Source organism: Methanomethylovorans hollandica DSM 15978, assembly GCF_000328665.1.
GTDB lineage: Archaea > Halobacteriota > Methanosarcinia > Methanosarcinales > Methanosarcinaceae > Methanomethylovorans > Methanomethylovorans hollandica.
In genome coordinates, this window is record NC_019977.1 from 2112106 (window position 1) to 2134553 (window position 22448).

General features: G+C 41.1%; 25 protein-coding genes. 18 read left to right on the forward strand and 7 right to left on the reverse strand.

Features of this window, described 5'->3' with window-relative positions; all coding sequences use genetic code 11:
• Nucleotides 1-45 precede the first annotated feature (45 nt).
• From METHO_RS10190 to METHO_RS10220, 7 genes are all read left to right on the forward strand, one after another.
• The gene (locus METHO_RS10190) at nucleotides 46-1980 is read left to right on the forward strand and encodes a hydantoinase/oxoprolinase family protein (RefSeq protein WP_015325455.1); all 1935 of its coding nucleotides are present in this window, start codon (nucleotides 46-48) and stop codon (nucleotides 1978-1980) included.
• Nucleotides 1981-2146: 166 nt separating this feature from the next.
• Entirely contained in the window at nucleotides 2147-2479 is a 333-nt protein-coding gene (locus tag METHO_RS10195) for a NifB/NifX family molybdenum-iron cluster-binding protein (RefSeq protein ID WP_015325456.1), read from the forward strand.
• 11 nt (nucleotides 2480-2490) lie between these two features.
• Entirely contained in the window at nucleotides 2491-2916 is a 426-nt protein-coding gene (locus tag METHO_RS10200; RefSeq protein ID WP_015325457.1) for a NifB/NifX family molybdenum-iron cluster-binding protein, read from the forward strand.
• A gap of 51 nt (nucleotides 2917-2967) precedes the next feature.
• Entirely contained in the window at nucleotides 2968-3813 is an 846-nt protein-coding gene (locus METHO_RS10205) for an ATP-binding protein (protein ID WP_015325458.1), read from the forward strand.
• Nucleotide 3814: 1 nt separating this feature from the next.
• Nucleotides 3815-4687, forward strand: a complete 873-nt coding sequence (locus METHO_RS10210) for an ATP-binding protein (RefSeq protein ID WP_015325459.1) — start codon at nucleotides 3815-3817, stop codon at nucleotides 4685-4687.
• Nucleotides 4688-5336: 649 nt separating this feature from the next.
• Nucleotides 5337-5513: an MM0924 family protein gene (locus METHO_RS13910; RefSeq protein ID WP_015325460.1), complete on the forward strand. Its 177-nt coding sequence runs from the start codon at nucleotides 5337-5339 to the stop codon at nucleotides 5511-5513.
• Between the two features lie 339 nt (nucleotides 5514-5852).
• A complete protein-coding gene (locus METHO_RS10220; protein WP_015325461.1) occupies nucleotides 5853-6041 on the forward strand; it encodes a hypothetical protein in 189 nt (62 codons plus the stop codon).
• Between the two features lie 51 nt (nucleotides 6042-6092).
• Here METHO_RS10220 and METHO_RS10225 read toward each other — a convergent pair whose 3' ends face one another.
• On the reverse strand, nucleotides 6093-6728 hold the full coding sequence (locus METHO_RS10225; protein ID WP_015325462.1) for a hypothetical protein: 636 nt from the start codon (nucleotides 6726-6728) through the stop codon (nucleotides 6093-6095).
• Between the two features lie 126 nt (nucleotides 6729-6854).
• Nucleotides 6855-8294 (reverse strand): MBL fold metallo-hydrolase, encoded by a 1440-nt coding sequence (locus tag METHO_RS10230; RefSeq protein WP_015325463.1) that lies wholly within the window; start codon nucleotides 8292-8294, stop codon nucleotides 6855-6857.
• A gap of 183 nt (nucleotides 8295-8477) precedes the next feature.
• Between METHO_RS10230 and METHO_RS10235 the strand changes: the two genes are divergently transcribed.
• The 4 genes from METHO_RS10235 (at nucleotide 8478) to METHO_RS10250 (ending at nucleotide 11517) form a co-directional block, all read left to right on the forward strand.
• Nucleotides 8478-8909: a metal-dependent transcriptional regulator gene (locus METHO_RS10235; protein ID WP_015325464.1), complete on the forward strand. Its 432-nt coding sequence runs from the start codon at nucleotides 8478-8480 to the stop codon at nucleotides 8907-8909.
• A 91-nt stretch (nucleotides 8910-9000) separates the two neighbouring features.
• Nucleotides 9001-9939, forward strand: coding sequence for a metal ABC transporter solute-binding protein, Zn/Mn family (locus tag METHO_RS10240; protein WP_015325465.1), 939 nt, complete (start codon nucleotides 9001-9003; stop codon nucleotides 9937-9939).
• Nucleotides 9940-10689, forward strand: coding sequence for a metal ABC transporter ATP-binding protein (locus METHO_RS10245; RefSeq protein WP_015325466.1), 750 nt, complete (start codon nucleotides 9940-9942; stop codon nucleotides 10687-10689).
• A 12-nt stretch (nucleotides 10690-10701) separates the two neighbouring features.
• The gene (locus tag METHO_RS10250) at nucleotides 10702-11517 is read left to right on the forward strand and encodes a metal ABC transporter permease (protein WP_015325467.1); all 816 of its coding nucleotides are present in this window, start codon (nucleotides 10702-10704) and stop codon (nucleotides 11515-11517) included.
• A 21-nt stretch (nucleotides 11518-11538) separates the two neighbouring features.
• Here METHO_RS10250 and METHO_RS10255 read toward each other — a convergent pair whose 3' ends face one another.
• The gene (locus tag METHO_RS10255; protein WP_015325468.1) at nucleotides 11539-11862 is read right to left on the reverse strand and encodes a DMT family transporter; all 324 of its coding nucleotides are present in this window, start codon (nucleotides 11860-11862) and stop codon (nucleotides 11539-11541) included.
• A 291-nt stretch (nucleotides 11863-12153) separates the two neighbouring features.
• Between METHO_RS10255 and METHO_RS10260 the strand changes: the two genes are divergently transcribed.
• The 5 genes from METHO_RS10260 to METHO_RS10280 all read left to right on the forward strand — a co-directional run bounded on the left by METHO_RS10260 (nucleotide 12154) and on the right by METHO_RS10280 (nucleotide 16807).
• Complete coding sequence (locus METHO_RS10260) at nucleotides 12154-13935, forward strand: DUF2207 domain-containing protein (RefSeq protein ID WP_156811118.1); 1782 nt, start codon at nucleotides 12154-12156, stop codon at nucleotides 13933-13935.
• Between the two features lie 21 nt (nucleotides 13936-13956).
• On the forward strand, nucleotides 13957-14529 hold the full coding sequence (locus METHO_RS10265) for a LemA family protein (protein ID WP_015325470.1): 573 nt from the start codon (nucleotides 13957-13959) through the stop codon (nucleotides 14527-14529).
• A 327-nt stretch (nucleotides 14530-14856) separates the two neighbouring features.
• Nucleotides 14857-15891 carry an MFS transporter gene (locus tag METHO_RS10270; protein ID WP_245546389.1) on the forward strand — a complete coding sequence of 345 codons (1035 nt, stop codon included), beginning with the start codon at nucleotides 14857-14859 and terminating at the stop codon, nucleotides 15889-15891.
• A gap of 52 nt (nucleotides 15892-15943) precedes the next feature.
• Entirely contained in the window at nucleotides 15944-16273 is a 330-nt protein-coding gene (locus METHO_RS10275; RefSeq protein ID WP_048831153.1) for a nucleoside triphosphate pyrophosphohydrolase, read from the forward strand.
• Nucleotides 16274-16384: 111 nt separating this feature from the next.
• Complete coding sequence (locus METHO_RS10280) at nucleotides 16385-16807, forward strand: phosphate-starvation-inducible PsiE family protein (RefSeq protein ID WP_015325473.1); 423 nt, start codon at nucleotides 16385-16387, stop codon at nucleotides 16805-16807.
• Nucleotides 16808-16971: 164 nt separating this feature from the next.
• On the opposite strand, the gene METHO_RS10285 is transcribed toward METHO_RS10280, so the two are convergent.
• The 3 genes from METHO_RS10285 to METHO_RS13385 form a co-directional block, all read right to left on the reverse strand.
• Nucleotides 16972-17277: a hypothetical protein gene (locus METHO_RS10285; RefSeq protein ID WP_015325474.1), complete on the reverse strand. Its 306-nt coding sequence runs from the start codon at nucleotides 17275-17277 to the stop codon at nucleotides 16972-16974.
• A gap of 117 nt (nucleotides 17278-17394) precedes the next feature.
• Complete coding sequence (locus METHO_RS10290) at nucleotides 17395-18282, reverse strand: DMT family transporter (protein ID WP_015325475.1); 888 nt, start codon at nucleotides 18280-18282, stop codon at nucleotides 17395-17397.
• A gap of 573 nt (nucleotides 18283-18855) precedes the next feature.
• Nucleotides 18856-19050 carry a CxxC-x17-CxxC domain-containing protein gene (locus tag METHO_RS13385; protein WP_083885766.1) on the reverse strand — a complete coding sequence of 65 codons (195 nt, stop codon included), beginning with the start codon at nucleotides 19048-19050 and terminating at the stop codon, nucleotides 18856-18858.
• A gap of 414 nt (nucleotides 19051-19464) precedes the next feature.
• Here METHO_RS13385 and METHO_RS10295 point away from each other — a divergent pair, with 414 nt between their 5' ends.
• Both METHO_RS10295 and ygiD read left to right on the forward strand, forming a co-directional pair.
• Complete coding sequence (locus METHO_RS10295) at nucleotides 19465-19674, forward strand: YwbE family protein (protein ID WP_015325477.1); 210 nt, start codon at nucleotides 19465-19467, stop codon at nucleotides 19672-19674.
• 57 nt (nucleotides 19675-19731) lie between these two features.
• Nucleotides 19732-20571, forward strand: coding sequence for a 4,5-DOPA-extradiol-dioxygenase (gene ygiD / locus METHO_RS10300; RefSeq protein WP_015325478.1), 840 nt, complete (start codon nucleotides 19732-19734; stop codon nucleotides 20569-20571).
• Nucleotides 20572-20715: 144 nt separating this feature from the next.
• Here the strand turns inward: ygiD and METHO_RS10305 are convergent, their stop codons facing one another.
• Complete coding sequence (locus METHO_RS10305; protein WP_015325479.1) at nucleotides 20716-22341, reverse strand: tetratricopeptide repeat protein; 1626 nt, start codon at nucleotides 22339-22341, stop codon at nucleotides 20716-20718.
• Nucleotides 22342-22448 lie beyond the last annotated feature (107 nt).

Here is a 22448-nt window from a genome sequence, read left to right on the forward strand (position 1 = left end):
AAAATCTCCATATAGAGAATATAAGAAATGATAGGAGAATAATTTTTGCACTATGGTCTTGGTATTGATACCGGTGGAACGTACACCGATGCTGTCCTTTTAAGAGGATCAGACGGTATGATCGTAGATTCTAAAAAAGCGTTTACCACATATCCTGACCTCCAGATCGGCATAAGTTCGGTTCTGGATGCCCTTGACCAGGAACTGCTTAGCCAGGTCAACCTCGTGTCAGTCTCTACCACTCTTTCCACTAATTCGTTACTTGAAGGCACAGGAACCCCGGTGGGACTTATACTCATTGGGCAGCACCCTGTGGATAAGGAATTCCCCACTACGGATTTCATTGTGGTTCCTGGCGGCCATGGTCCAAGCGGTGAGGAGGAAGTGCCCTTAGATAGTGAAGTTATCAGGGAGTTTGGCATCGGGACAAAGGACAAAGTGTCAGCATATGCTATCTCAGCCTTCTTTGGTACAAGGAACCCCGACCATGAACTGCGGGCAAAATCCCTGATCCAGAAGATAACTGGTAAACCTGTCGTATGTGGTCACGAACTTTCCCAGGAACTAGGAGCCTATGAAAGGGCAGTGACTGCTGTGCTTAATGCTCAATTGATACCTGTTACGCATCATTTCGTCAGCGCTGTGATGGCAGATATCAGGAAAAGAGGTATAGATGCCAGGATGCTGATGCTGAAATGTGACGGTTCTGTGTACAATCTGGAGGATGCTCTGGAAAAGCCTATTGAGACCATTTTTTCCGGCCCTGCTGCAAGTCTTCTCGGAGCATCGTATCTTGCAAAACTGGACACATGTGCAGCTATAGATGTGGGAGGAACCAGTACCGATGTATCTGCCATATACCACGGAGTACCGGAAATAAGCGCTTCGGGTTCTATGGTGGGTGGGTGGAAAACAAGAGTAAGAGCTATGAAGATGGAAACTTCAGCCACTGGTGGAGACAGCCATGTATGGATAACTGATGGAAAAGTGAAGATAGGCCCCAGACGTGTTATTCCCCTGTGTGTTGCTGCTATTAAGTATCCAGGTCTGTTGCAGAAACTTAATCTTATGAGGCTGCTGCCCCGTAAGTCACTGGATGAGAACTATCAGCCCACCAAATTCTTTGTACGGACCGGCTATGCTAGCAATGGGCTGAATAATGAGGAAGCTGAAATGCTTCAGCATATCGGAAGCGACCCTATCAGCATACATGAACTCTATAAATATATGCATGCCATGCCTTCCGGAAAGATAATTGATTCACTTATAAAGAAAAGACTGGTGCAAGCTATTGGTTTCACTCCTACGGATGCTTTGCACGTGAGAGGAGAATACACTGCCTGGAACCTGGATGCTTCCCACATGGGTGCTGAGCTCCTTTCCCGCCACAACGGCAGTAAGAAATATGAATTTTGCACCCATGTGAAAGAACATGTGGCAAGGAATATGGCATACAGTCAGATGGCTTTTCTTTTGCCTGAAAGGTCCAGACCCCTTGTGGATGACCTGCTGAGTGGTCTGTATCCGGCAAAGTTCAGCCTGAAATTGCCTATTGTATTATTGGGAGGACCTGTAAAAGCATATTCAGAGGAAATGTCTGCACTTTTAGATGCTGAAATTATTGTCCCGGAACATGCAGATGTGGGGAATGCAGTGGGAGCTCTTGCCGGAAAAGGCGTCAAGAAAGTTGAAGTGCTGATCATGCCAGTGTCCATAGAAAAACCTGCAGAGGATTTCCTTATCTTCTATCCGGGTGGAAGGGAACATGTTGTAGATTACAGAGAAGCCTTTGAGAGAGCAAGGCAGATCGGACTGGACATGGTGCTTGAATATGAAAATAGATGCGGGGTAAGCAAAGAAGAGACCCAGACTAATATTTCAGTGAAGAACATTTCTCCTGAGAACTGGCCTTATCCACCTCTGGAAACCAGGATTACCGTTGTGGGCATAGGCAATCCCATGATGATAATAAAGAAATAAAAATATTAATTTTTACACTTACAGTAAACTAATCTTTTATTTATATAAGACAAGGTTGTATTAAATTTAGTATATTAAGTTTTCGAGGTATGTATTTATATTTTATCTCATATTAGAGTAAATAACAATAAAGAATAGACTTAAAAATACGTAATATAAACGGGCCATGAGCAAAATGAAGATATGCGTTACTACGAAGGACAATGGTCCTGAAGCGAAAACTGACCCACATTTTGGAAGATGTGCATATTTTATGTTCTTAGATACGGACACCATACAGCATGAATTTGTGAAGAATCCCTATGCTGCTGAATCCCAGGGTGCTGGCGTGCAGGCTGCACAGTATATTGCAGACCAGGGAGCAGACATGCTGATCTGCGGGAACCCTGGCCCAAATGCCGTATCAGTAATGGAAACTGCAGGCATAAGGATAGTGAAGTATCCCGAAATGAAAGCTACGGAAGCTGTACAAAAATTTCTTGAAACAAATGATATTTAAAAGGTGAAAATATGAAGATATGTGTACCATCTATGGGTGAAACTGGCCTGGAAGACCAGGTCGGACAGCATTTTGGAAAAGTTTTGAACTATATTATGTACGATACAGAAACCAGCGAAGTTTCAGTAATACCCAATACAAGTGAGCACAATGGCGGAGTAGGCCTGCCTCCTGAACTGATGTCCCAAAATGGAGTCAGTGTTATGCTTTGCGGAGGTCTTGGGACAAAAGCTGTTGCAATGTTTGAGCAATATGGAATAGAAGTATATGTGGGAGCGCAGGGCACTATCTGGGATGCTCTGAAAGCATGGGAAACAGGAAAATTACAAAAGGCAACCATGGACAACGCATGCACTTCTCATGAACACGACGACCACAATCATAGCCATGATCATCACAATCATCACAGTCATGATCACGGTCATCAGCACCACTAAAGTTCACATCCTCTGCAGAATGACAACAACATAAAAAGTAACAGAGGCTTCATGAGAATAGCAGTAGCAAGTGGCAAAGGAGGTACTGGTAAGACCACAGTGTCCCTTAACCTTGCATTATCCCTTGGAAATGTTCAGCTCCTCGACTGTGATGTAGAAGAGCCGAACTGCAATCTGTTCCTGGACCATAAACTTGAAAAAGTAGGAGATGTGGAGATCCAGGTACCTTTTATTTCAAAAGAAAAGTGTGATCTGTGTATGAAATGTGTAGATGTCTGCCGTTTCAACGCACTTGTTAAACTGCCTAAAAACCTCATGTTCTTTCCCAAATTATGCCATGGCTGTGGAGCATGTTCCATTATATGCCCACAGGGTGCTATATATGAGGAAGCAAGATCCATCGGGACCATTGAAAGGTCCGTTTCAAAAAATTGCGGCACAGAGCTATATCAAGGTCTATTGAATATCGGCGAGCCTATGGCCTCTCCTATAATCCATGCACTTAAAACACATATTGATGATACAAGGACCGTGATCATAGACTCTCCGCCAGGTACTGCATGCCCGGTCATTTCTGCCATAACCGGGGCAGATTACTGTGTGCTTGTCGCTGAGCCCACACCTTTTGGATTACATGACCTGTCACTCGCAGTGGAACTGGTAAAAGAAATGTGTATCCCATATGGAGTGGTGATCAACAGATGTGACATAGGCGATGAAAGAGTGGAAAGATATTGTTCTGAGAACAACATTCCGGTGCTTATGAAGATACCAAATGAAATGAAAATAGCTGAACTGTACTCTAAGGGTATTCCTTTCGTGCTGCAAATGCCACACTGGAAAGAAAAGTTCCTTTATATGTTCAGACAACTCCAAGCGCTGATAGGAAGGTGTTGAAATGCCACAAAAGATCACTGTTATCAGTGGCAAAGGTGGTACCGGCAAGACCACTCTTACAGCGGCTTTTGCTTCCCTCGCGAACAAAGTCCTGATAGCAGATTGTGACGTGGATGCTGCGGATATTCATCTGATACTGGATCCAGAATCGACCAGTAAAATGGATTTCTATGGCATGGAAGTAGCTTCAATCAACGAGGACAAATGTTCTGCCTGTGGCTTATGTGTGGAAAGATGCAGGTTTGGTGCTATCTCAAAAGAATTGGTGATCGATGCACATATCTGCGAAGGATGTGGCGTATGCTCGCTTATCTGTCCTGAAAATGCCATAACAATGAAGGAACATAAAGCTGGAGAAATATTCAGATCTGTAACAAGATTTGGTCCTTTAATTCATGCGAGGTTAGGAATAGGAGAAGAGACCGGCGGAAAACTGGTCTCGATGGTTAGAAAGATCTCCAGTGAAATGGCTGCAGAGAATGACATTGATATAATTATTATAGACGGACCTCCGGGAACAGGATGCTCTGTAATTGCTTCCATATCTGGCGTGGACCTTGTATTCATAGTTACAGAACCAAGTGTATCAGGGATACATGACCTTGAGAGGGTACTTGAGGTCACTGCTCATTTTGGGATAAAGGCAGTTGTCTGTATCAACAAATACAACATCAATGAAGAAAAAACAGCAAATATAGAAGAATTCTGTAAAATTAAAGGTATTGATGTAGTAGGCAAGCTCCCTCTGAGTGACATCCCCATTAAAGCAATGCTTGAAAGCCAAACAGTTATAGAATATGATGATAGCATATTTTCCGGAGCAGTTAGGGACATGTGGCGTAAGATAATGACATGCGATACGTTGAAAGAATAAAAGATGAGAGGTGGAATTTTTAAACTAGATGCACAATGAAAGGCATCTAAAAAGTAATTGCTAAAAAGTATTGTAATGAGAGACCAAGTTTACCTTAAAGCTTTCCTATGTGCGTTAAGTCATCAGTTGTCAGCTTAGTATTCTTATGTTCTGCCCTGCACATTGTTGGTTACTATCCATCCGAGCAAAGTATAATTTTTATGGGTATTCAGAAAAAATATTGATTTTTTACGTTTTTGTTGGAGGAGGTAATTCTGGATGGATGGTAACACAACTTAGATTGTATTAAGCTTTTATTAGATATAAATATTACTGTGTTACCAAACATTATTTGCACCTTTTATTGTAGCTTATTATTTGAAAAAATACACTCTGCATTTGTACACAAATATTTTAAATCAATTAAATTTAAGTTATAACATTCTATTTGAAATGGCTAATAACATATGGATTACTACTACAGGCATAGGGGTAGTATACCATCAGTTAAGGTAACATAAAAGATGCCACGATGTAATACATTAATAGAACATGTTTAAAGAAAAAACAACCATTCATCACCTTTTTATTGCATTATCACCTTTCTTTTAATAAGAATAGGAGAAACTTTTCATATACCTATTCACTAAAAAGAGGAGGAAGAAAAGATATGCAATCATTCATTGTTGAACACTATCTGCAAAAAAATGTAGATGTATATTGTGGTGGACCAGATACCTTCCAGGGAATAGTTGAAGCCTGTGCTGATGGAGTCCTTACTCTCAGGAAAGAGGACAAGTACACTCACATAGCTATTGACAAGATCATCGCTATCTGGGAGAAATAATTCATCCGAGAGTAGAAAGTTTTACTTTCTACTCCAATAGCTGCACATTTCGCAGTGTTCCGATGCTTCACAATGGCAAAAATAAACAGAGTAAGCTGCGGAAGATTTAAGAGACTGTATGCAAAAATAATTTTGCACTATACTTATTTGATTCAACCCATCATAACTAAAATAACCTTCTCTTTTGTTTATAAAGAGATATTTGCAGGCTTAACGGCCGTTTACATGTGGATTATTTTTGTTATGATGTCCCTTGACAATATAACAAACATTCATTATAATTATCAAAGTGCTTTTATTGGAGAAGCGAGATAAGATTAAGTATAGCAGGGGATAGATATGTCCAGCATCCTTAACAAAAAAGCTGGTGGATCTCACCCACTGGCAAATGCGACTCTGGATTATGCAGAGGTCCTTATTGCACTTCTTATCCTGATACTATTAGCGCTTTCAATAGACAGGGCAGTAGATTTTTTTAGCCTGATAAAAGCAGTTCTTTGTCCTGGCGGTTTCTCATACGGGCCATAAAATGCCTGAAACATAAATAAAAAAGAAAGAAAGAAAGAAAGAGGATTTTTCTTATTTCCTCTTTTCTACGAACAGAAGTGCAATGAATGCGAAAATAGCTGAAAACACTACAAATCCTGGGGTCGAAGGTACAGATACAGCACCCTTAGGTTGTTCTCCGAAATTAAGGGCTTCAATTGCATCGATATCTGAACCAGGGGACCTGCCAGAAATACTTGTTTCCCTATCTTCGATCTTCACATATCTTGCCCAATCGAGATCTGAATCACCAAGATCGAACTCAGCAGTTCCTATTCCCTCACCCAGGGATTCCCACGCATCCATATCCTGGCTGACAAAAACTTCATATGCTTCAGGGGTGTCCATACCATAGAAAATCTGGTCGGTCTCATATACTCTCAGGTCATCCCCTTCTTCATCAAGGATTACCTCATTCGCACCCATATCAACTACCACATATCCGCCGCCCAATGACATTGGTTCGATCTTTTTCAGATCTACGACGCCTATAATATAACTATCAAGATTGTTGATATTGGCCGTCCCCCCTAATTCCTTTTCAACAACAATGTTAGCATAGGCACGACTGTCAGTTCCCGGGTTTCTCTCATCTGCAAATGCAACGATCGAGAAAGAGAACATAAGAATCAACGATATGATCATATACGATATTCTTCTTTTTTGCATGCGACCACCCATAGTGAATTGTCATAATTGATACTTACTTATCTGTAGATAAAACTATCTGTATTTTCAGAGAATACTCTGCATCTAAAGCACAGCATATTGAAAAAAAGAATGCCTGCTGAGGTATTAGTTATTATTCCTTATTCTATCCGACCTCCCTGCAAAAGATGCCCATGGCAGTGTACAGAGTGGGCATTCCGGGCCAAAACCAGCAGCTGCATAACCTCGCATTCCACCTGCTACGTTGAAAACCTGATCAAAACCTTTTTGTTTCAGAATACTGGCAGCCATGCTTGATCGTTGCCCGCTTCCGCATATAAGAACTGTTTCTTCTGCAGGATCAAGTTCCACATACCTCTCCCTCAACTCAGCTACAGGAATATTGAGAGCATTCTGAATATGGGAAGTTTTGTATTCACTTAATGCCCGAACATCCACAAGGACAGCTCTCCTGCCTTGGTTCACCCGCTGATTCAATTCATGGGAAGATAGCTGTGGTACATGCGCTGTAGGATAACCGGCAGTGACCCATGCATACATACCACCGGCCAAATACCCATAAACTCTGTCAAGTCCCACCCTGTGCAACTGTCTGGAAGCCTCAACGGCCTGTCCATATCCTTCGCAGACCAGGAGTATGTCTTTATCCGGAGGAAGCAACCATCCTGCAAAGGTTGGAAAATTACCATTCATATCAATGCTGTACGCTCCTGGAACGTGTTGTCCTCCAAATGCTTCAAAGTTGCGTACATCCAGCACCAGAACATTGTTATCGGCTGTCAGAGAGGAAAACGCAGGGGGCTCAAGCTCTTCCAGAGAGGGCAAATCAATAACCTTTACAGGACCTTGTCGATTGATATCGGTACACCTGCTGAAATGATCAGGTGCATCGGGCATACCATGTGTCAGAGAGTCTATGAATTTCCTACGATCATTTATCTTCAGTGCATAGTTGAATTTCTTTTCGTACCCTATAGTGCTTGTTCTCTTTGCAGCCATTGCCCTGCCACAGAGAGAACCTGCACCGTGGGCAGGATACACTTCACAGGTATCGGGTAATCTCATAATTTTCTCATGGAGACTGTCATAAAGTTTGGAAGCAAGTTCCTCCGCTCTTCCTGGAAATAGATCAGGACGGCCCACATCCCCTACAAAAAGAGTATCTCCACAGAACAATGCCACCGGATCTTCTCCCCGGGACCTGTCAGTCACCACATAGGAAATGTGTTCAGGAGTGTGTCCTGGGGTTTCAAGCACCTTTATGGTCATATCTTCCATCTCAAAAGAATTGCCTTCTAGGAGAGGTACATGATCAAAATCGAAATTAGCAGACCTGGGGCCACATATAGCGGCTCCGGTCTTCTCTGCCAGATCCATGTGCCCGGATATGAAATCTGCATGCAGGTGAGTTTCAAGTATATACTTGATCCTGGTTCCCATCTCTCTTGCAACTTCAATATATATTTCAGGATCGCGGCGAGGATCTATTATAGCGCATTCCTTGTCCCCGCCCAAAAAATAGGAACTATGTGCTATCTTTTTGGTAAAAAACTGCTGTATTATCATTTAATTCACTCCCATTTTGTATATTGGTTATTTTGTTTATCTAGAAATAAATGACTTATAAATATATATGACCTTAAAGTCCCTCATATCTATAGCACTTATTTGAATAACAATCCAAATAACAATTTGGAATTTGATACAATATCAAAAAACTTAAATAAATCCTATTTGCTACAAGAATTCATGGAAGTGTTTACCGGACTGGAAGTATCCCCGCGAAAAGTTGATTACCTGAAGTTCCTTCTCAAAAAAGAAGAAACTGTGCGTACGACTGACATATCATCCGAACTCAAAGTGGACCCATCCACTACAACAAAGACCCTTGCAGATCTTGCCTCTCAGGGATATGTGGACCATGTACCCTACAGAGGAGTACGGCTGACAGAAAGGGGTAAAGAATATGCCCAGTTCCTTATCCACCGACATAACATTTTAAGCTTGCTTTTGACACATTATGGCCTCTCTGCCGAAGAATCCTGCCATGAGGTGTCCAGGTTCGAAGCGTATGTTTCAAGAGATGCTGTAGAGAAGATATGTGCTTCAATGGGTCATCCTGCTGTAAGCGCCTGTGGGAAAATCCCTCATGGATCATGCAGAATAGGGGATATTGCCTGATTAGAACGGTACTTTAATTATAGATGTTTGGTATGAGACCAAACTTTTTGGATATATGGAATAAAAATGAGAGTTCAATGAAAGGTGGAATATGAACAAACTAATAAAACCATTAGTTATCTGTGCGATCTGTGCTATATTGCTTTTTAGCGGTTGTACTGAGAAAGCACAGAATAAGAATACAGAAACTTCGGCTGATGAACTGGTAGTTGCCGTAAGCGTTCTTCCACAGGCAGAATTTGTGGAACAGATAGGAGGAGATAAAGTTCGCACCGTGGTAATGATCCCTTCCGGAGCAAGCGTGCATACATACGAACCCACTCCAAATCAACTGAAGGATCTCAGCAAAGCACAGATCTATGTAAAGGTAGGATCGAACCTGGATTTTGAACTTGTCTGGATGGATGACCTCCTGTCTGTTAACCCTGATATGTATGTAGTGAACTCATCTGAAGGTATCCAGTTCAGGAGCATAGAAGAACATGCTGAAGAAGAAGCCAACACTTCAGAAGAGCAAATGGAAGAAGAGGAACGTGAACATACAGGTCTTGATCCGCATGTCTGGACTTCACCTCAGAAAGCAAAGATAATTGTCAAGAACATATATGACGGACTTGTGGCCGTTGACCCTGAGAATGAAGAAACATACAAACAGAACTATGATGTTTACATCACCAAACTGGATGAAGCAGATGCCAAACTGAAAGCTGCACTTGCCGGAAAAGAAGGAAGCAGTTTCATTGTGTATCATCCTGCGTGGGGATATCTTGCAGATGATTACGGGTTACATGAGATCTCCATAGAAATAGAAGGCAAGGAGCCAAGCGCACAGGATATGCAAAAGCTGATCGACACTGCTAAAGAAAAAGGAATAAAGGTCATCTTCGTACAAAAAGGTTTCAGCACATCAAGCGCCCAGACCATTGCCAAGCAGATAGGCGGAGAAGTGGTGGAGATAGACCCACTTGCAAAGGATTATATAGATAACTTGGGTAGGGTTTCTAATGCATTTGCAAAAGGACTGGCATAAATGACAGAGGTCGTAGAGCTTCAGGACATATGGGTGAGTTATGGTGACGTCACAGTACTGGAGGCAGTTGACCTTACAGTACAGGATAAGGATTTCCTGGGAATCATTGGCCCAAACGGAGGAGGGAAAAGTACACTTCTTAAAGTAATCCTGGGCCTCATAACCCCTGACAAAGGGATTGTGAAGCTTCTGGGCGACAATCCCGTAAAGACGCGCAAACATGTGGGGTATGTACCCCAATATGCCTCCTTCAATCTAAATTTCCCTATCAGTGTCTTGGAAGTAGTCCTTATGGGACGCATGAACACGGTCGGACCTTTAAGGAGATACGGTAAAAAGGACCATGATGCTGCACAGGAAGCTCTGAAGAAGGTCAAGATGTTGGAATACAAGGACCGGCAGATCAGTGAGCTTTCCGGCGGACAGCGTCAGAGGGTGTTTATAGCCAGGTCACTTGTAACCGACCCAAAACTCCTGATACTTGATGAACCAGCAACAGGAGTAGACTTTGTCATGCAGAAAGAGTTCTACGAACTGTTACAGGAACTTAAACAACACATAGCTATTATCATGGTCTCTCATGATATCAGCGCTATTTCTGTCTACGTGGACAAGGTAGCATGTCTTAATAGAAATTTACACTATCACAATTCCAAGGAACTAAGTCCGGAGGATCTTGAAGCCTCCTATGTATGCCCGGTGGAAATGATTGCACACGGGATGCCACACAGAGTGCTTAAACTACATTGAGGTAGTAAAAACATGATAGAGATCCTTCAGTATGATTTTATGAGAAATGCCCTGTTCACTGCGATCCTTGTAAGCATAGCCTGTGGAATAATAGGCGTCTATGTTGTTGTCAAGAAGATCGTGTCCATTAGCGGAGGAATCTCCCATGCTTCTTTTGGTGGCGTTGGCCTTGGATATTTCCTTGGCATTAATCCCCTTTATGGCCTCATACCCTTCAGCCTCTTTTCCGCCCTGGCAATGGGGCTTGTGAGCAAACGTGCAAAGATGTCCGAAGATACTGCTACTGGTATACTCTGGTCGCTGGGCATGGCCATAGGGATCGTTTTTATCAACCTGACACCAGGCTATGCACCTGACCTGATGACCTATCTTTTCGGTAATATTCTCACGGTTTCAACATCTGACCTATATGTAATGCTTGCTCTGGACGCCCTCATAGTGGTGATCGTATATGTGTTCTATAAAGAGTTCATGGCAATGTGCTTCGATGAGGAATTTGCATCTGTTATAGGAGTTCCCGTAGAACGCATGTATCTACTCCTTTTATGCCTCATAGCCCTCACTATTGTGTTACTCATAAAAGTAGTTGGCATAATCCTTATCATCGCCCTGCTTACAATGCCTGCTTCACTGAGTGCACATTATACGCATAACCTGCGTAACATGATGTACCTATCCATGTTCTTTGGAGCATTTTTCAGCATTACAGGCCTTTCCCTGTCCTACCTTCTGGATATCCCATCGGGTGCGACCATCATCCTGGTGATGGCAGGAGTATACATCATCCATTTCATATACGACGGACTTACAAAGAAAGTACACGCCTAACAAGGAATGAAAATAAGGTGATCATTGTAGATAGCTGCTTAAATGCAATCCTACAACTCCTACTATAACCAGTACTATAGATATTATTTTTACAAGGGACATTGGTTCATGAAAACCCACGTATCCGATAATCGAGATCATTGCCACGCCAAGACCAGCCCATATAGCATAGGCAACACTTACATCTATCTTTTTCAGGGCGATGGTAAAAGACACAAAACTGATACCATAGAACACAAATATCAATATTGATGGCAACATTCGTGTGAACCCTTCGGACAGTTTCATACATGTGGTCCCGCATATCTCGAACAGTATGGCAGCAGCAAGGTATAGATAACTCATAATCCTCCTTTATGTTTTTTAGATCTTGTGAGAAAATTGAATTTAGTTAGCAGCAGTGTTTGACACCTAATTATAAACAATTTCCTCTGAGTCGAACATGTCTACAAGAGAGAAAACATAACATTATAGAAATGTAGCTTCCGGAAGGTAAAATCAGCTTTCTGTTGTTTCTCCAAAATAAAGATGACTTTAATTAAAAGGAGGCGAATGTTATTTACAATTATCAATACCTTGCCATAACGATAAGTGTATATACCAACACCCTCTTTTTTTAAATAGGGTGCGTGTTTCGTGTATAAGTTCTCCACAGGCAGAAGTGGCTGTTCAAGAACTATGGCTTTTGTTTCTGCAATAGCCCTTATTTTGTTATTACTTTTGCCAATTGCATCTGCCCGGGATTATTCTCTTGAAAGTGCAATTTTAAATGTCACAGTATCTCCTGAGGGCATAGTTCATGTTCAGGAGTTCCTCACATATCACTTTGATGGCACATTTTATGAGGTATACAGGCAAGTATACCCTCCACCTGGAGGTTCCATGGAGAATATACAGGGCTACTGCGAGGGAAGTTCGTGTGATTTTTACGTGAATGATATTTACGGAGGTTATGAACTCGTAGGCAGGCTCCCGTCTCCGACACCGGAAAATATCACCTTTGTCACTTCTTATGACTACTATGGCGGCCTCAAAGTATACAACGATGTCTCAGAGCTGCACTACAAATTCTGGGGAGATGAATGGGAAAAGCCTGTCCATAACCTTGCAGCAACCGTTACCATCGTTCCCTCCAAGGGCTCTGAGATAACCTACTGGCTACATCCGAACGACTATACCAAAACCGCGACCATAAATGATAATACGATCACAGTGCAGGCAACTGATATCCCTGCCAATAGCTGGTACGAGATACGGGCCATCTTTCCAAGGCTCACTTCACCGGACTCAAGATATGTGACCATGTATGATCAGAACGCTAAGTTCCAAATATTCCGTATAGAATCTCAGTACGCACTGAAGCAGAAGGCTCTGTATGTGGTTTTCATAGTATATGTGCTTCTGGCATTATCTCTTCTTATAGCTCCGTTCTATCTGTACTTCAAATATGGGAGGGAACCTGACATAGCATACGAGGGTATCTACGAGCGTGAACTGCCATATGATTCCAGCCCGGCTGTGGTCAATGCCATGATGAAAGGTGCAATCGGCCTACCTACAATAGAAGGTTTTGCTGCTACAGTAATGGATCTTATACACCGGGATTATCTGAGTATAGATGACAGCAACCCACAGGACATTGTGCTGCATATTAATGTCCCGGAAAGGAAAAAAGGAAATTCCTCTGGACTTCTGGATTTCGAGCAGGATGTGCTGGACCTTATCATAAGTCATTCGGATGCACGCCAGTTGCATTGGAAAGAGTTTCATTCCAGGCTCAAAAAAGGCACATCCTTCTATAATTTCATAAATTCGTGGAATAAAAAGGTGAAGGCTCATATAGATCTTGAAAAGCTCTTCATCGAAAAAGGTGCCACGAAAATGGACTATTTTGCGGGCATACTTTTCCTTGTATCCCTCCTTAGCCTTTTCGCTATTCCCTGGCTGGGAGACTCGTCTGCTTATCCGATAATTAAAAAATTGGGTTTCATGCCTATAATCATTGCATTCAGTTCACCTGTTGTGTTTGTCCTCAATGCCAGATACAGGACCGTTCTGGGCAGATGGACCCCGGAAGGTAAGCTTTTTGTAGATCGCTGGAAGAACTTCAAGAAATATCTCACAGACTTCTCTGCTCTGAAGGACCATGCTCCGGGGTCGGTGAAGATCTGGGACCATTATATGGTATATGCTATGGCGCTGGGTGTGGCGGAAGAAGCACTCAAAAACATGTCTTTAATAATTCCAAAAGAGGAGTTCAGGACAAGCCACTTCCGTAACAGGGTCTATGTTACAGGCTATACTTCAGATTTCAGCCATGCTTACCAGGTATCCGCCCCAAAGTCATCTTCAGGAGGAAGCAGCGGAGTAGGCGGTTCCGGAGGTGGTTTTGGTGGTGGCGGAGGCGGTGCGAGGTAAGTCAAGAAAAGAGGGAAAAAGATGATACAAGATGTATTATGGATAATAGGTGTAGTTCTTGTTATAGTGTTGCTTGTTGCAGTGTTTGTCTTTTCCATTTATAACAAACTAATAGTACTGCGCAACAGGGTGGAGAATGCATGGGCTCAGGTAGACGTCCAGCTTAAGCGCAGATTCGACCTGATACCCAATATAGTGGAAACAGTAAAAGGCTACGCAAAGCATGAGAAATCTGTGTTTGACGAGGTCACAAAAGCCAGATCTGCATGGATGTCGGCATCTACTGTAGGCGAGGCTGCACAAGCATCTAATATGCTTACCAATGCATTGAAGTCCTTATTTGCTGTTGCAGAGGCATATCCTGAACTTAAGGCCAATGAAAATTTCAAGCAATTGCAGCAGGAACTCTCACAGACCGAAGATAAGATCGCCTATAGCAGGCAGTTCTACAACGATACTGTTATGAAATACAATATTTCCATCCAGCAGATACCGAACAATATAGTTGCAGGTATGTTCCATTTTGAAAAGAAGGAATTGTTAGAGACCACAGAAGAGGAAAAGATCACTCCAAAGGTGAATTTTGAGTCATAATTCTTAAGCCGGTTGAACAGGCTATAGTTTTTTTCCTCCTTTTTTTCAGATCATGATCTTCAATAATCATTGCTGTTCAGGTCATAACTATGCTCTCACACTCCGTATTTATGCCATATGATCCTATAATAGGCTTCATTTTCTATACACGGAAGAATATTTTAAAGATCACTTTGAATTCAGAACATTTATTTTTTACCGGACAATTATAAAATCATGAGCTTCCAATAAATAGAAGTAGTTTAACATTATTCTGGAAATATATTTAGGACATGATGAGCAATGAGATTAAACCTTATCCAATTTCTGGCAAATTGTTCCCTTATGATGTCTGGTATCTTTATACCTGTTTTTGCGAGATCCCTTGGAGCTTCATACTTTGAAGTTGGCCTCATCAGTGCCTTTTTTGCAGCAGCTTCCTTTTTTTCTTCATTCATGTTTGGGAAAGCCGCGGATATAAATCGTCTGCGACCTATAATTCTCGCAGGCCTTGCAGTGTCTGCAGTGTCTTTCTTCATGCAAATATTCGCTCATAATGCCGCTTCACTTGCCGTGGTACGTGCAATGGTGGGTTTCAGCGTAGGAGTATATCCGGCTGCCCTTATTGTTAGCGTGTATTATGAAAAAGAAAGTATCGGCAAATTCAGCTCTTTTGGTTCCCTTGGCTGGATGGTGGGGTACCTAGTTGCCGGTTTCATAGGAAATATAGAGCATCTTTTCATTTTATCATCGCTTTTTTTCACCATCGCTTTTTTTGCAGCTTTTGGGCTTGCTGATGTACAGAAACCTTCTATTTCCGTGAGTTATTTTTCATTGGCTGCTTTCAGAAAGAACCTTGATGTCTATCTGTCAATGTTCCTGAGGCATATGGGTGCAATTGCTGTGTGGATCATTTTACCTCTGTACATGGCTTTCCTTGGTGCTTCTAATTTCTGGATAGGAGTTATATACGCCATCAACCCTTCCATACAATTCATAATTATGCGCAGGCTTGATAAGTTCAGCAACGAATGGCTCATCAAATGGGGAATTATCATTTCCGGGATATCTTTTGTAAGCTATTCTCTGGCACAAGATTTTTATTCCATTGTTCCTGGGATGGTATTGATAGCCTTTGGGTGGTCATTCTTATACGTAGGTGCAAATCAGCTGGTTGTAGAGCGAAGCATTGAAAAAGCAAGTTCTGTAGGTATTTTGAATTCCTCCATATCTGCAGCGGACATTGCAGGATCGATAATAGGAGGAATTATCATGCAATACTTTGGTTTCAGGCAAACAATGCTGTTCGCTGCGATATGTTCAATACTGTCTATAATGGTTTTTAGCTGGATGAACAGATCTTCGCAAAAGGGTTCAATTTAAATCGATATAATTTAGTTGTCATTTGATATCAAAGCATGTGTGGTCAATGAACATGGTCATGAATTCAGATGATTGCAATGGAAAGCTCGTAAGAGATAAGATCCCTTACATTATCAGGCAGAGTAGCAGAAAACCTGTGTATCACCGGGCTTCCGAGGAAGAATATATTACAAAGCTGCTGGATAAACTTGTAGAGGAGACAAATGAGTTCAAGTCTTCTCCTTCTGAAGAAGAACTTGCAGATATATTAGAAGTGATCTTGGCTCTTTCAGACATTTTTGGATTTGGCCTTGATAATGTTGATGATATTCGCTCTTCAAAGCTCAAAGATAGAGGCGGTTTTAGGGAAAGATATATTCTGGAAACAGTAACTCATGAATGAATCAATACATAGCTCGTATTTTCCCCCATGAACACTTTTATAATCAAGTAAAGCATGTTTTCATTAGAATTTTCAGATATCATCTCAGATAATTGCCAGAGGGAATATTTCATGATGAAATATGTCAGCGGTTTTCAAAAATTGGTCATCAAGGCAATTATTTTGATGATGATTGTGGTCATTCTCAGCTCCACTCTGGAAATAGGATGGATAATCCTTAGTGACTTGGTCAACCCCCCGGTAATGTTCCTTAACGTAAAAGAAGTACTGGATATATTCGGCCTTTTCTTCCTAGTCCTTATCGGTATTGAATTATTGGAAACTATAAAGATGATCATCAATGAATCTACATTGAACGTTGATGTGATCATACTTGTAGGTATTACTGCAATTGTAAGAAAAGTAATGATTATCGATCTGAAAACCACTCCTCCAATGTTCCTGGTAGGGATGGGTATACTGGTGATCGCTCTGGCAGGAGCATATTATCTAATTAACAAATCAGGCAAAGAGTTCAGATGTGAACTTAAATGAATATACTGAAACCGGATGTTCACAATCATATATTTACAGATTTTTTACCCTTAAATGAGTTGTTGCCCATAAAAAAGAAGAACATTTCCTGATGCTCTGTCAGCTAACCAGTTCACCATATGCCCTTTTCAGTTCATTTTTTGGATTACTACCGTATTTGAACTTTAATTTCTGTGAAAGTGCCTGGATAGTGACTGTCCATTCTGATCTGCTGCCATTTTCACATACCTTTGAGTGTAGTTCATTCCACCAGCTATCTGGCTGCCCCATTTCCCTAAAAAGCCTTTCCTTTCATCTTCAGCTTGTTGTCTTGCATCCTCTACCACTTTCTTCACTATTTCGGATGTCAATTTGGCAAAAACACTATGATCCTTTGTGACGATGAGAGTAAAACTATTATATGCAAGGCCCATTATTTTCGGTTTATGGAGGGGGCCTATTATTGAAACTACATTTCCATTGTCAGACATATTCCCACCTCAATATTATATTTAGACTTATTTAGAAATTAAAGTATTTTAACCTATGGACCAGATGAAAAATACGATTGAAATATCGTTGTGACGGTTTTTTCATGGGAATGGCAATTAATTGTCTTTCCTTACAGGATCCCTTGCACTCACCATAAACGCAGAGATCAGCACCAGAACACAGCCTATGAATACGTTAATTCCAAGTTGAACGCCCAGTAATGTAACATCAAACAGGACACCACTCACAGGTTCTATCAATGAAAGCAGGGAGCCTGTTTGTGCTTCAACCTGAGAGAACCCTATTATAGTAAGGAAGGCCCCTATCCCTATGGATACGGCTCCAAATGATGCGAGCACATTGAGATTTTCTACGAATATGTTCCAGGGAGTACTGAATGCAAAAGGTGTCATAAGTAAGCAACTAATTCCCATTGACCAGAACGCTATCCCCATTTCCGGATATTCGTCTTTCATGAGCCGTATGTTCATGATCAGAGTAGCCGCAAGGATACCTGAAAATATGCCTGAGAGGATTCCTGACAGATAAACAGGATCTGTCTGAAGTCCTGAAAATCCACCTTCTGGTCTTATCACAAGTATTATACCTGTAATAGCTATGACCATTGAATAGATACTTCCTCTGGCTATCTTTTCTTTCAGTACGAAAGGCGAGGCTATCATGACATAGATGGGGGATGTATATTCAAGCAATATGGCGATCGAAAAACATGTGGTTTTGACACAATAGAAATAGAATAACATGTTCACTACAGTGATAATTCCCTGCAGTGCCAGTAATTTCTTTTTTTTCCGAAGCATGATCTGGGATAGATTTCCGGTAATAAGAATAACCAGAAGTATCAACAGAACACCGAAGAACAATCTATAGAAGATCATAGATGGAATGGCCATTGCATGTATATGAGCCAGGAATATGCCTGTTGTCCCATAGAAAACACACCCAAGAAGTATGGCCAGATGTCCTTTCTTGCCTTCTAACATAGGATACAGAAGTCTAAGGTTTCTTAAAAATATTGCGTGACATCAGATATCTCAGAAAAAGCTTGCCCCACATATACTAGAGTCCGTTTATGGCTGATGCTATATGGACAAAGATAATTATCACTAATTACAAAAGGCTGCAATTTACCAACGAGAAAAATAGTATTGAGAACTACTAAAAGAAGGTAAGTATATAACCCAGATTAAAATAATTTTTTTAATTAACTTACTAAGCATTCATGCTTATTATTGGTGTAACATGTAAAGCTTTTATTGCAGTTAGTACATCTGGATGCAGACTTATATTTTGCTCCGAAAGCAGCAGGATCCCCCTGTTTCAATGAGACGCATATTATCTGCTGTCCTAATGGTACCGTAGCAAAAATTTGAGTTTCACAACTTGGACATATTATGTTCTCTCTTGTCATTTATGTACTCCATTAACTTCATTAAAAAATTACATCACGTAATTTTATATTTTTAAGAAAACAATGAAAAAATCATATGGCAGAAATATTTTCATATATCTGCCTTTGAATTAAGTTATAGAATTAGATATCTGTTAGTACAGATCTAATATCTGGCTGGTCTATGCTTCTGGTAGCATTCTCTGCAGTACACTGGCCTGTCACCGGATGGGACGAAAGGTACTTCAGTTTCCTGTTTACAGTCTGCGCAAGTTGCTTTGTGCATTTCTCTTGGGCCACTTGGTCTGAAGCCACCGCTTCCACCGCTTCTACCGCTTCCGCCTCTACTATCGAATCTCATATATTTTACTTTCCTTTATTTAGGTAGTTCGCCTCAGCAAAAGCTGAGATCGAGAATTTTCGCATGACAGGTTTGATCTGATCTTGATCAGATCTCTACTTTATGCTACGATCAACTCTTTGTTGTGAAATCAATAAACTAAAAGAAGAACACAAGAATGATATAATCCTTTTATTAAATCGACAAACACTCGAACTCTAGTTATAGAAACACACACATACTATATAAGCATGTTGCACTCAATATACTCTTGACTTCTAAATATATATCTGGAATGAATATACATATAAAACAAAGTCAGTAATTACTTACTATTAACTCATTCCCCGGCAATCCTGTTGCCATAAATCTGATTGGTGTAAAATTCAATTTTATGAAAGAACATGCTTATATGATGGAAGATCTACTATTGTCATGAGCTCAGGCAATATAAGAGGGAATATTAAAACAGGTTTGAATGTGGGAATTGTTCTGAAAAAAGATCAATCTACCGGAAGGATAACACGTGGTGTTGTGAAGAGGATATTAACCAATTCTTCAACTCATCCACATGGAATCAAAGTGCAATTAGAAGACGGCTGTGTAGGAAGAGTTAAGGAAATCTATACCTCAGATACCGCTTAAGGTCCAGTTTTATCCTATGGAACCAAAATATGTATCAATTTATCCGATCCTCTATTAATGGGTGATATGATGCACAGAGAGATCGATGAAGAACTGCCGGGAACTGAAAGAATGCCTGTACTGTTCATAGGACATGGCTCGCCTTTGAATATAATTCTAAATAACAGCTATACAGACAGCCTAGTGCGTCTTGGAAAAAGCCTTCCAAAGCCCAGGGCCATACTGGTAGTTTCAGCACACTGGCTTACAAATGGAACATATGTCACATGCAATGAAAAACCAAGACTTATCTATGATTTCTACGGTTTTCCCCGCGAATTGTATGGGGTAAAGTACTCCAGCCCTGGATCACCTGACATCGCAAGGCTTACGTGCGCAACAGTACGCAAAGTGCAGGTCAAATGCAGTAATGATTGGGGGCTGGATCATGCTTCATGGGCTGTCTTAAAGCACATGTACCCAAAAGCCGACATCCCTGTTTTCGAAATGAGCCTGGATTACTCCTTTAATGAATGGCATCCCAAAATGATCCAGCATCATTACGATCTGGCATCAGAACTTGGAGAATTGCGCAAAAAGGGTGTTTTGATCATTGGAAGTGGTAATATAGTCCATAACTTGGGGATGCTCGATTTTCGTAACATCGATGCAAAACCTTTTGACTGGGCTGTGGAATTTGATGAAAAAGTAAAATACAATCTACTTTCAGGGAACCACAGGGACCTCATTGATTACCGGAATATGGGAAGAACTGCACATTTTGCAGTGCCTACTCTTGAACACTATTTGCCTATGATCTATGCTCTAGCCTTGCAGAAAAAAGATGATCATTTGGAGTTTGTGCATGAAGGGTTCCAGTATGGTTCAGTTTCCATGAGAAGTTTCCGTATAGGCTGATCCCATACAAGGAAGTGTTATTAACGTATTAACGTATGAATAAGTTACAGAAGGAAGTGTCAGGACAGGCCAGGGGCTGTCCTCATTTATGGATATCATCAGGGATTCCTGCCCATAATTCACTTTCAGTACATATTCTCTGTTTTAGTCTTCTTGTCGCAATTCTCTTAGTATGACAACAAGATCATTCTTTACTATTTCAGCATGATGAGGAAGTTTCAGATTTTCAAATGTTTCAAGTGCTTCACCATAGGATTTTGCTGCTTTTTCGAGATTATTGTTCATATCTTCAACATCTGCCATGCAAGTGTATGCCATCCCAAGGTTCTTCCAAGCCATTGCATATTGCAGGGAGAATTCTTTGAGGGTTCTTGCTTTGATGGCTTCCTCATAGGCTCCTATAGCTTTTTCCAGGTTTTTCTTCCTCTCGTCAACTGCTGCCAGGTCACTGTATGCAAGTCCCACATTGTTCCAGTTCATTGCATGGTCCATAGGGAATTCGTCCAGCGTGTACACTTTGAGCGCGTTCTCATGTGCTATGATGGCTTTTTCCAGGTTTGGTTTTCTTTCTTCCACCGCTGCCATATCCCTATATGCAAATCCCAGACTACTCTGGACCATTGCGTGATCGAGGGGAAATTCTTCCGGGGGTCTTAATCTCAGTGCTTGTTCATATGCTTTGACAGCGGCTTTCAAGAACTCGGCTTTTTGTACCCTGACGAGAGAATACGAGGAAGCTTCGTTGCCAATACCTGTAAGGACAGCGTAATTTAGCGAAAAGGTGTCTACCATCTCATTGAGGACCAAGAGTTTCGATGCTGTTTCATTGAGTTTAACTATCTTTTCCAGATATACTTCTTCAAAATGGATCTTGTTTTGATCACGTACAGAAACTAATTCACTGCCTTTAAGCGGACCAAGCACATGTTCCCACTCTAATTCAGCATCAGGGTGATCCTTTGTATAGACGGTTTCTATCAGTGCATAAGGGAACAGATGATTTCCCTCATATATGCCACACATATGCAGCTTCTTTATTATTCTTAATAGTTCTTTTTCCCTTTCCATAAGAGCATCATATCTTCTTCTCATTTCATGCAATTTCATGAAAACAGAACCAAGGGTCCCGTCAAAATCTATATATTCCCACTTGATATCTTCTCTTTCACCTATTCTCTGAGCTTCATCTTTGGAGATAAGACCAATGTCAATAATATTATTGCCAAAAATAGTTCCAATATCAACCTTTTTACTCACAAGTTCTAACTTCTCATCGCTCTGACAAGTTGCAACGATGAGAAAATGTTTAGCCTTGATCATATCCATTATCTTTCCAAAACTGCTCATTCCAACAAATCTGTCAAGATCGTCTAGGATAACAATTTCAATGTTCATCCCATAATTATCTGCAAACGGATAATCCCCTGAATCAAGATCTTCAGGGAGGGGAATGATCACATCGACCAGGGAACCCATGCTTTTCAGTACTTCAAAGGCAGTTCTGGTCTTGCCGGCAAGGGCATTTCCCCTGATCAACACGCTCTTATCTTCAAGCAACAGGTTTCTCAGGATCTCATCTTCTTCACGTGGACGATATTTGCAATAAGGCCTATCCCCCAGCATGTCATTTGGTTCAAGTCTTGCACCGGATATCCATTTTCGTGTTAAAGACTTTTTTTGCTTTTTTTTCCTTTCAGAATACTTATCGTACAGACCATATAAGAATTTCACACGAGAAAAAGGAACAGATTCTTTAGTATCACCACTCATTCGCAGCACCTTCAACACAAATGTTCCATCTTGCAGGATATATATTTTATGCACTGCTGCTTTAAAAAATCACATTTATGCTCAATAGGTCCTTGGATTTCTGACTG

Bases quoted from the DNA above. Each gene is read 5' to 3' on its own strand.
- METHO_RS10195 (WP_015325456.1), top strand. From the start codon at position 2,147: ATGAGCAAAATGAAGATATGCGTTACTACGAAGGACAATGGTCCTGAA.
- METHO_RS10200 (WP_015325457.1), top strand. From the start codon at position 2,491: ATGAAGATATGTGTACCATCTATGGGTGAAACTGGCCTGGAAGACCAG.
- METHO_RS10205 (WP_015325458.1), top strand. From the start codon at position 2,968: ATGAGAATAGCAGTAGCAAGTGGCAAAGGAGGTACTGGTAAGACCACA.
- METHO_RS10210 (WP_015325459.1), top strand. From the start codon at position 3,815: ATGCCACAAAAGATCACTGTTATCAGTGGCAAAGGTGGTACCGGCAAG.
- METHO_RS13910 (WP_015325460.1), top strand. From the start codon at position 5,337: ATGCAATCATTCATTGTTGAACACTATCTGCAAAAAAATGTAGATGTA.
- METHO_RS10220 (WP_015325461.1), top strand. From the start codon at position 5,853: ATGTCCAGCATCCTTAACAAAAAAGCTGGTGGATCTCACCCACTGGCA.
- METHO_RS10225 (WP_015325462.1), bottom strand. From the start codon at position 6,728: ATGCAAAAAAGAAGAATATCGTATATGATCATATCGTTGATTCTTATG.
- METHO_RS10230 (WP_015325463.1), bottom strand. From the start codon at position 8,294: ATGATAATACAGCAGTTTTTTACCAAAAAGATAGCACATAGTTCCTAT.
- METHO_RS10235 (WP_015325464.1), top strand. From the start codon at position 8,478: ATGGAAGTGTTTACCGGACTGGAAGTATCCCCGCGAAAAGTTGATTAC.
- METHO_RS10240 (WP_015325465.1), top strand. From the start codon at position 9,001: ATGAACAAACTAATAAAACCATTAGTTATCTGTGCGATCTGTGCTATA.
- METHO_RS10245 (WP_015325466.1), top strand. From the start codon at position 9,940: ATGACAGAGGTCGTAGAGCTTCAGGACATATGGGTGAGTTATGGTGAC.
- METHO_RS10250 (WP_015325467.1), top strand. From the start codon at position 10,702: ATGATAGAGATCCTTCAGTATGATTTTATGAGAAATGCCCTGTTCACT.
- METHO_RS10255 (WP_015325468.1), bottom strand. From the start codon at position 11,862: ATGAGTTATCTATACCTTGCTGCTGCCATACTGTTCGAGATATGCGGG.
- METHO_RS10265 (WP_015325470.1), top strand. From the start codon at position 13,957: ATGATACAAGATGTATTATGGATAATAGGTGTAGTTCTTGTTATAGTG.
- METHO_RS10270 (WP_245546389.1), top strand. From the start codon at position 14,857: ATGTCTGGTATCTTTATACCTGTTTTTGCGAGATCCCTTGGAGCTTCA.
- METHO_RS10275 (WP_048831153.1), top strand. From the start codon at position 15,944: ATGGTCATGAATTCAGATGATTGCAATGGAAAGCTCGTAAGAGATAAG.
- METHO_RS10280 (WP_015325473.1), top strand. From the start codon at position 16,385: ATGATGAAATATGTCAGCGGTTTTCAAAAATTGGTCATCAAGGCAATT.
- METHO_RS10285 (WP_015325474.1), bottom strand. From the start codon at position 17,277: ATGTCTGACAATGGAAATGTAGTTTCAATAATAGGCCCCCTCCATAAA.
- METHO_RS10290 (WP_015325475.1), bottom strand. From the start codon at position 18,282: ATGTTAGAAGGCAAGAAAGGACATCTGGCCATACTTCTTGGGTGTGTT.
- METHO_RS13385 (WP_083885766.1), bottom strand. From the start codon at position 19,050: ATGAGATTCGATAGTAGAGGCGGAAGCGGTAGAAGCGGTGGAAGCGGT.
- METHO_RS10295 (WP_015325477.1), top strand. From the start codon at position 19,465: ATGAGCTCAGGCAATATAAGAGGGAATATTAAAACAGGTTTGAATGTG.
- ygiD (WP_015325478.1), top strand. From the start codon at position 19,732: ATGGGTGATATGATGCACAGAGAGATCGATGAAGAACTGCCGGGAACT.
- METHO_RS10305 (WP_015325479.1), bottom strand. From the start codon at position 22,341: ATGAGTGGTGATACTAAAGAATCTGTTCCTTTTTCTCGTGTGAAATTC.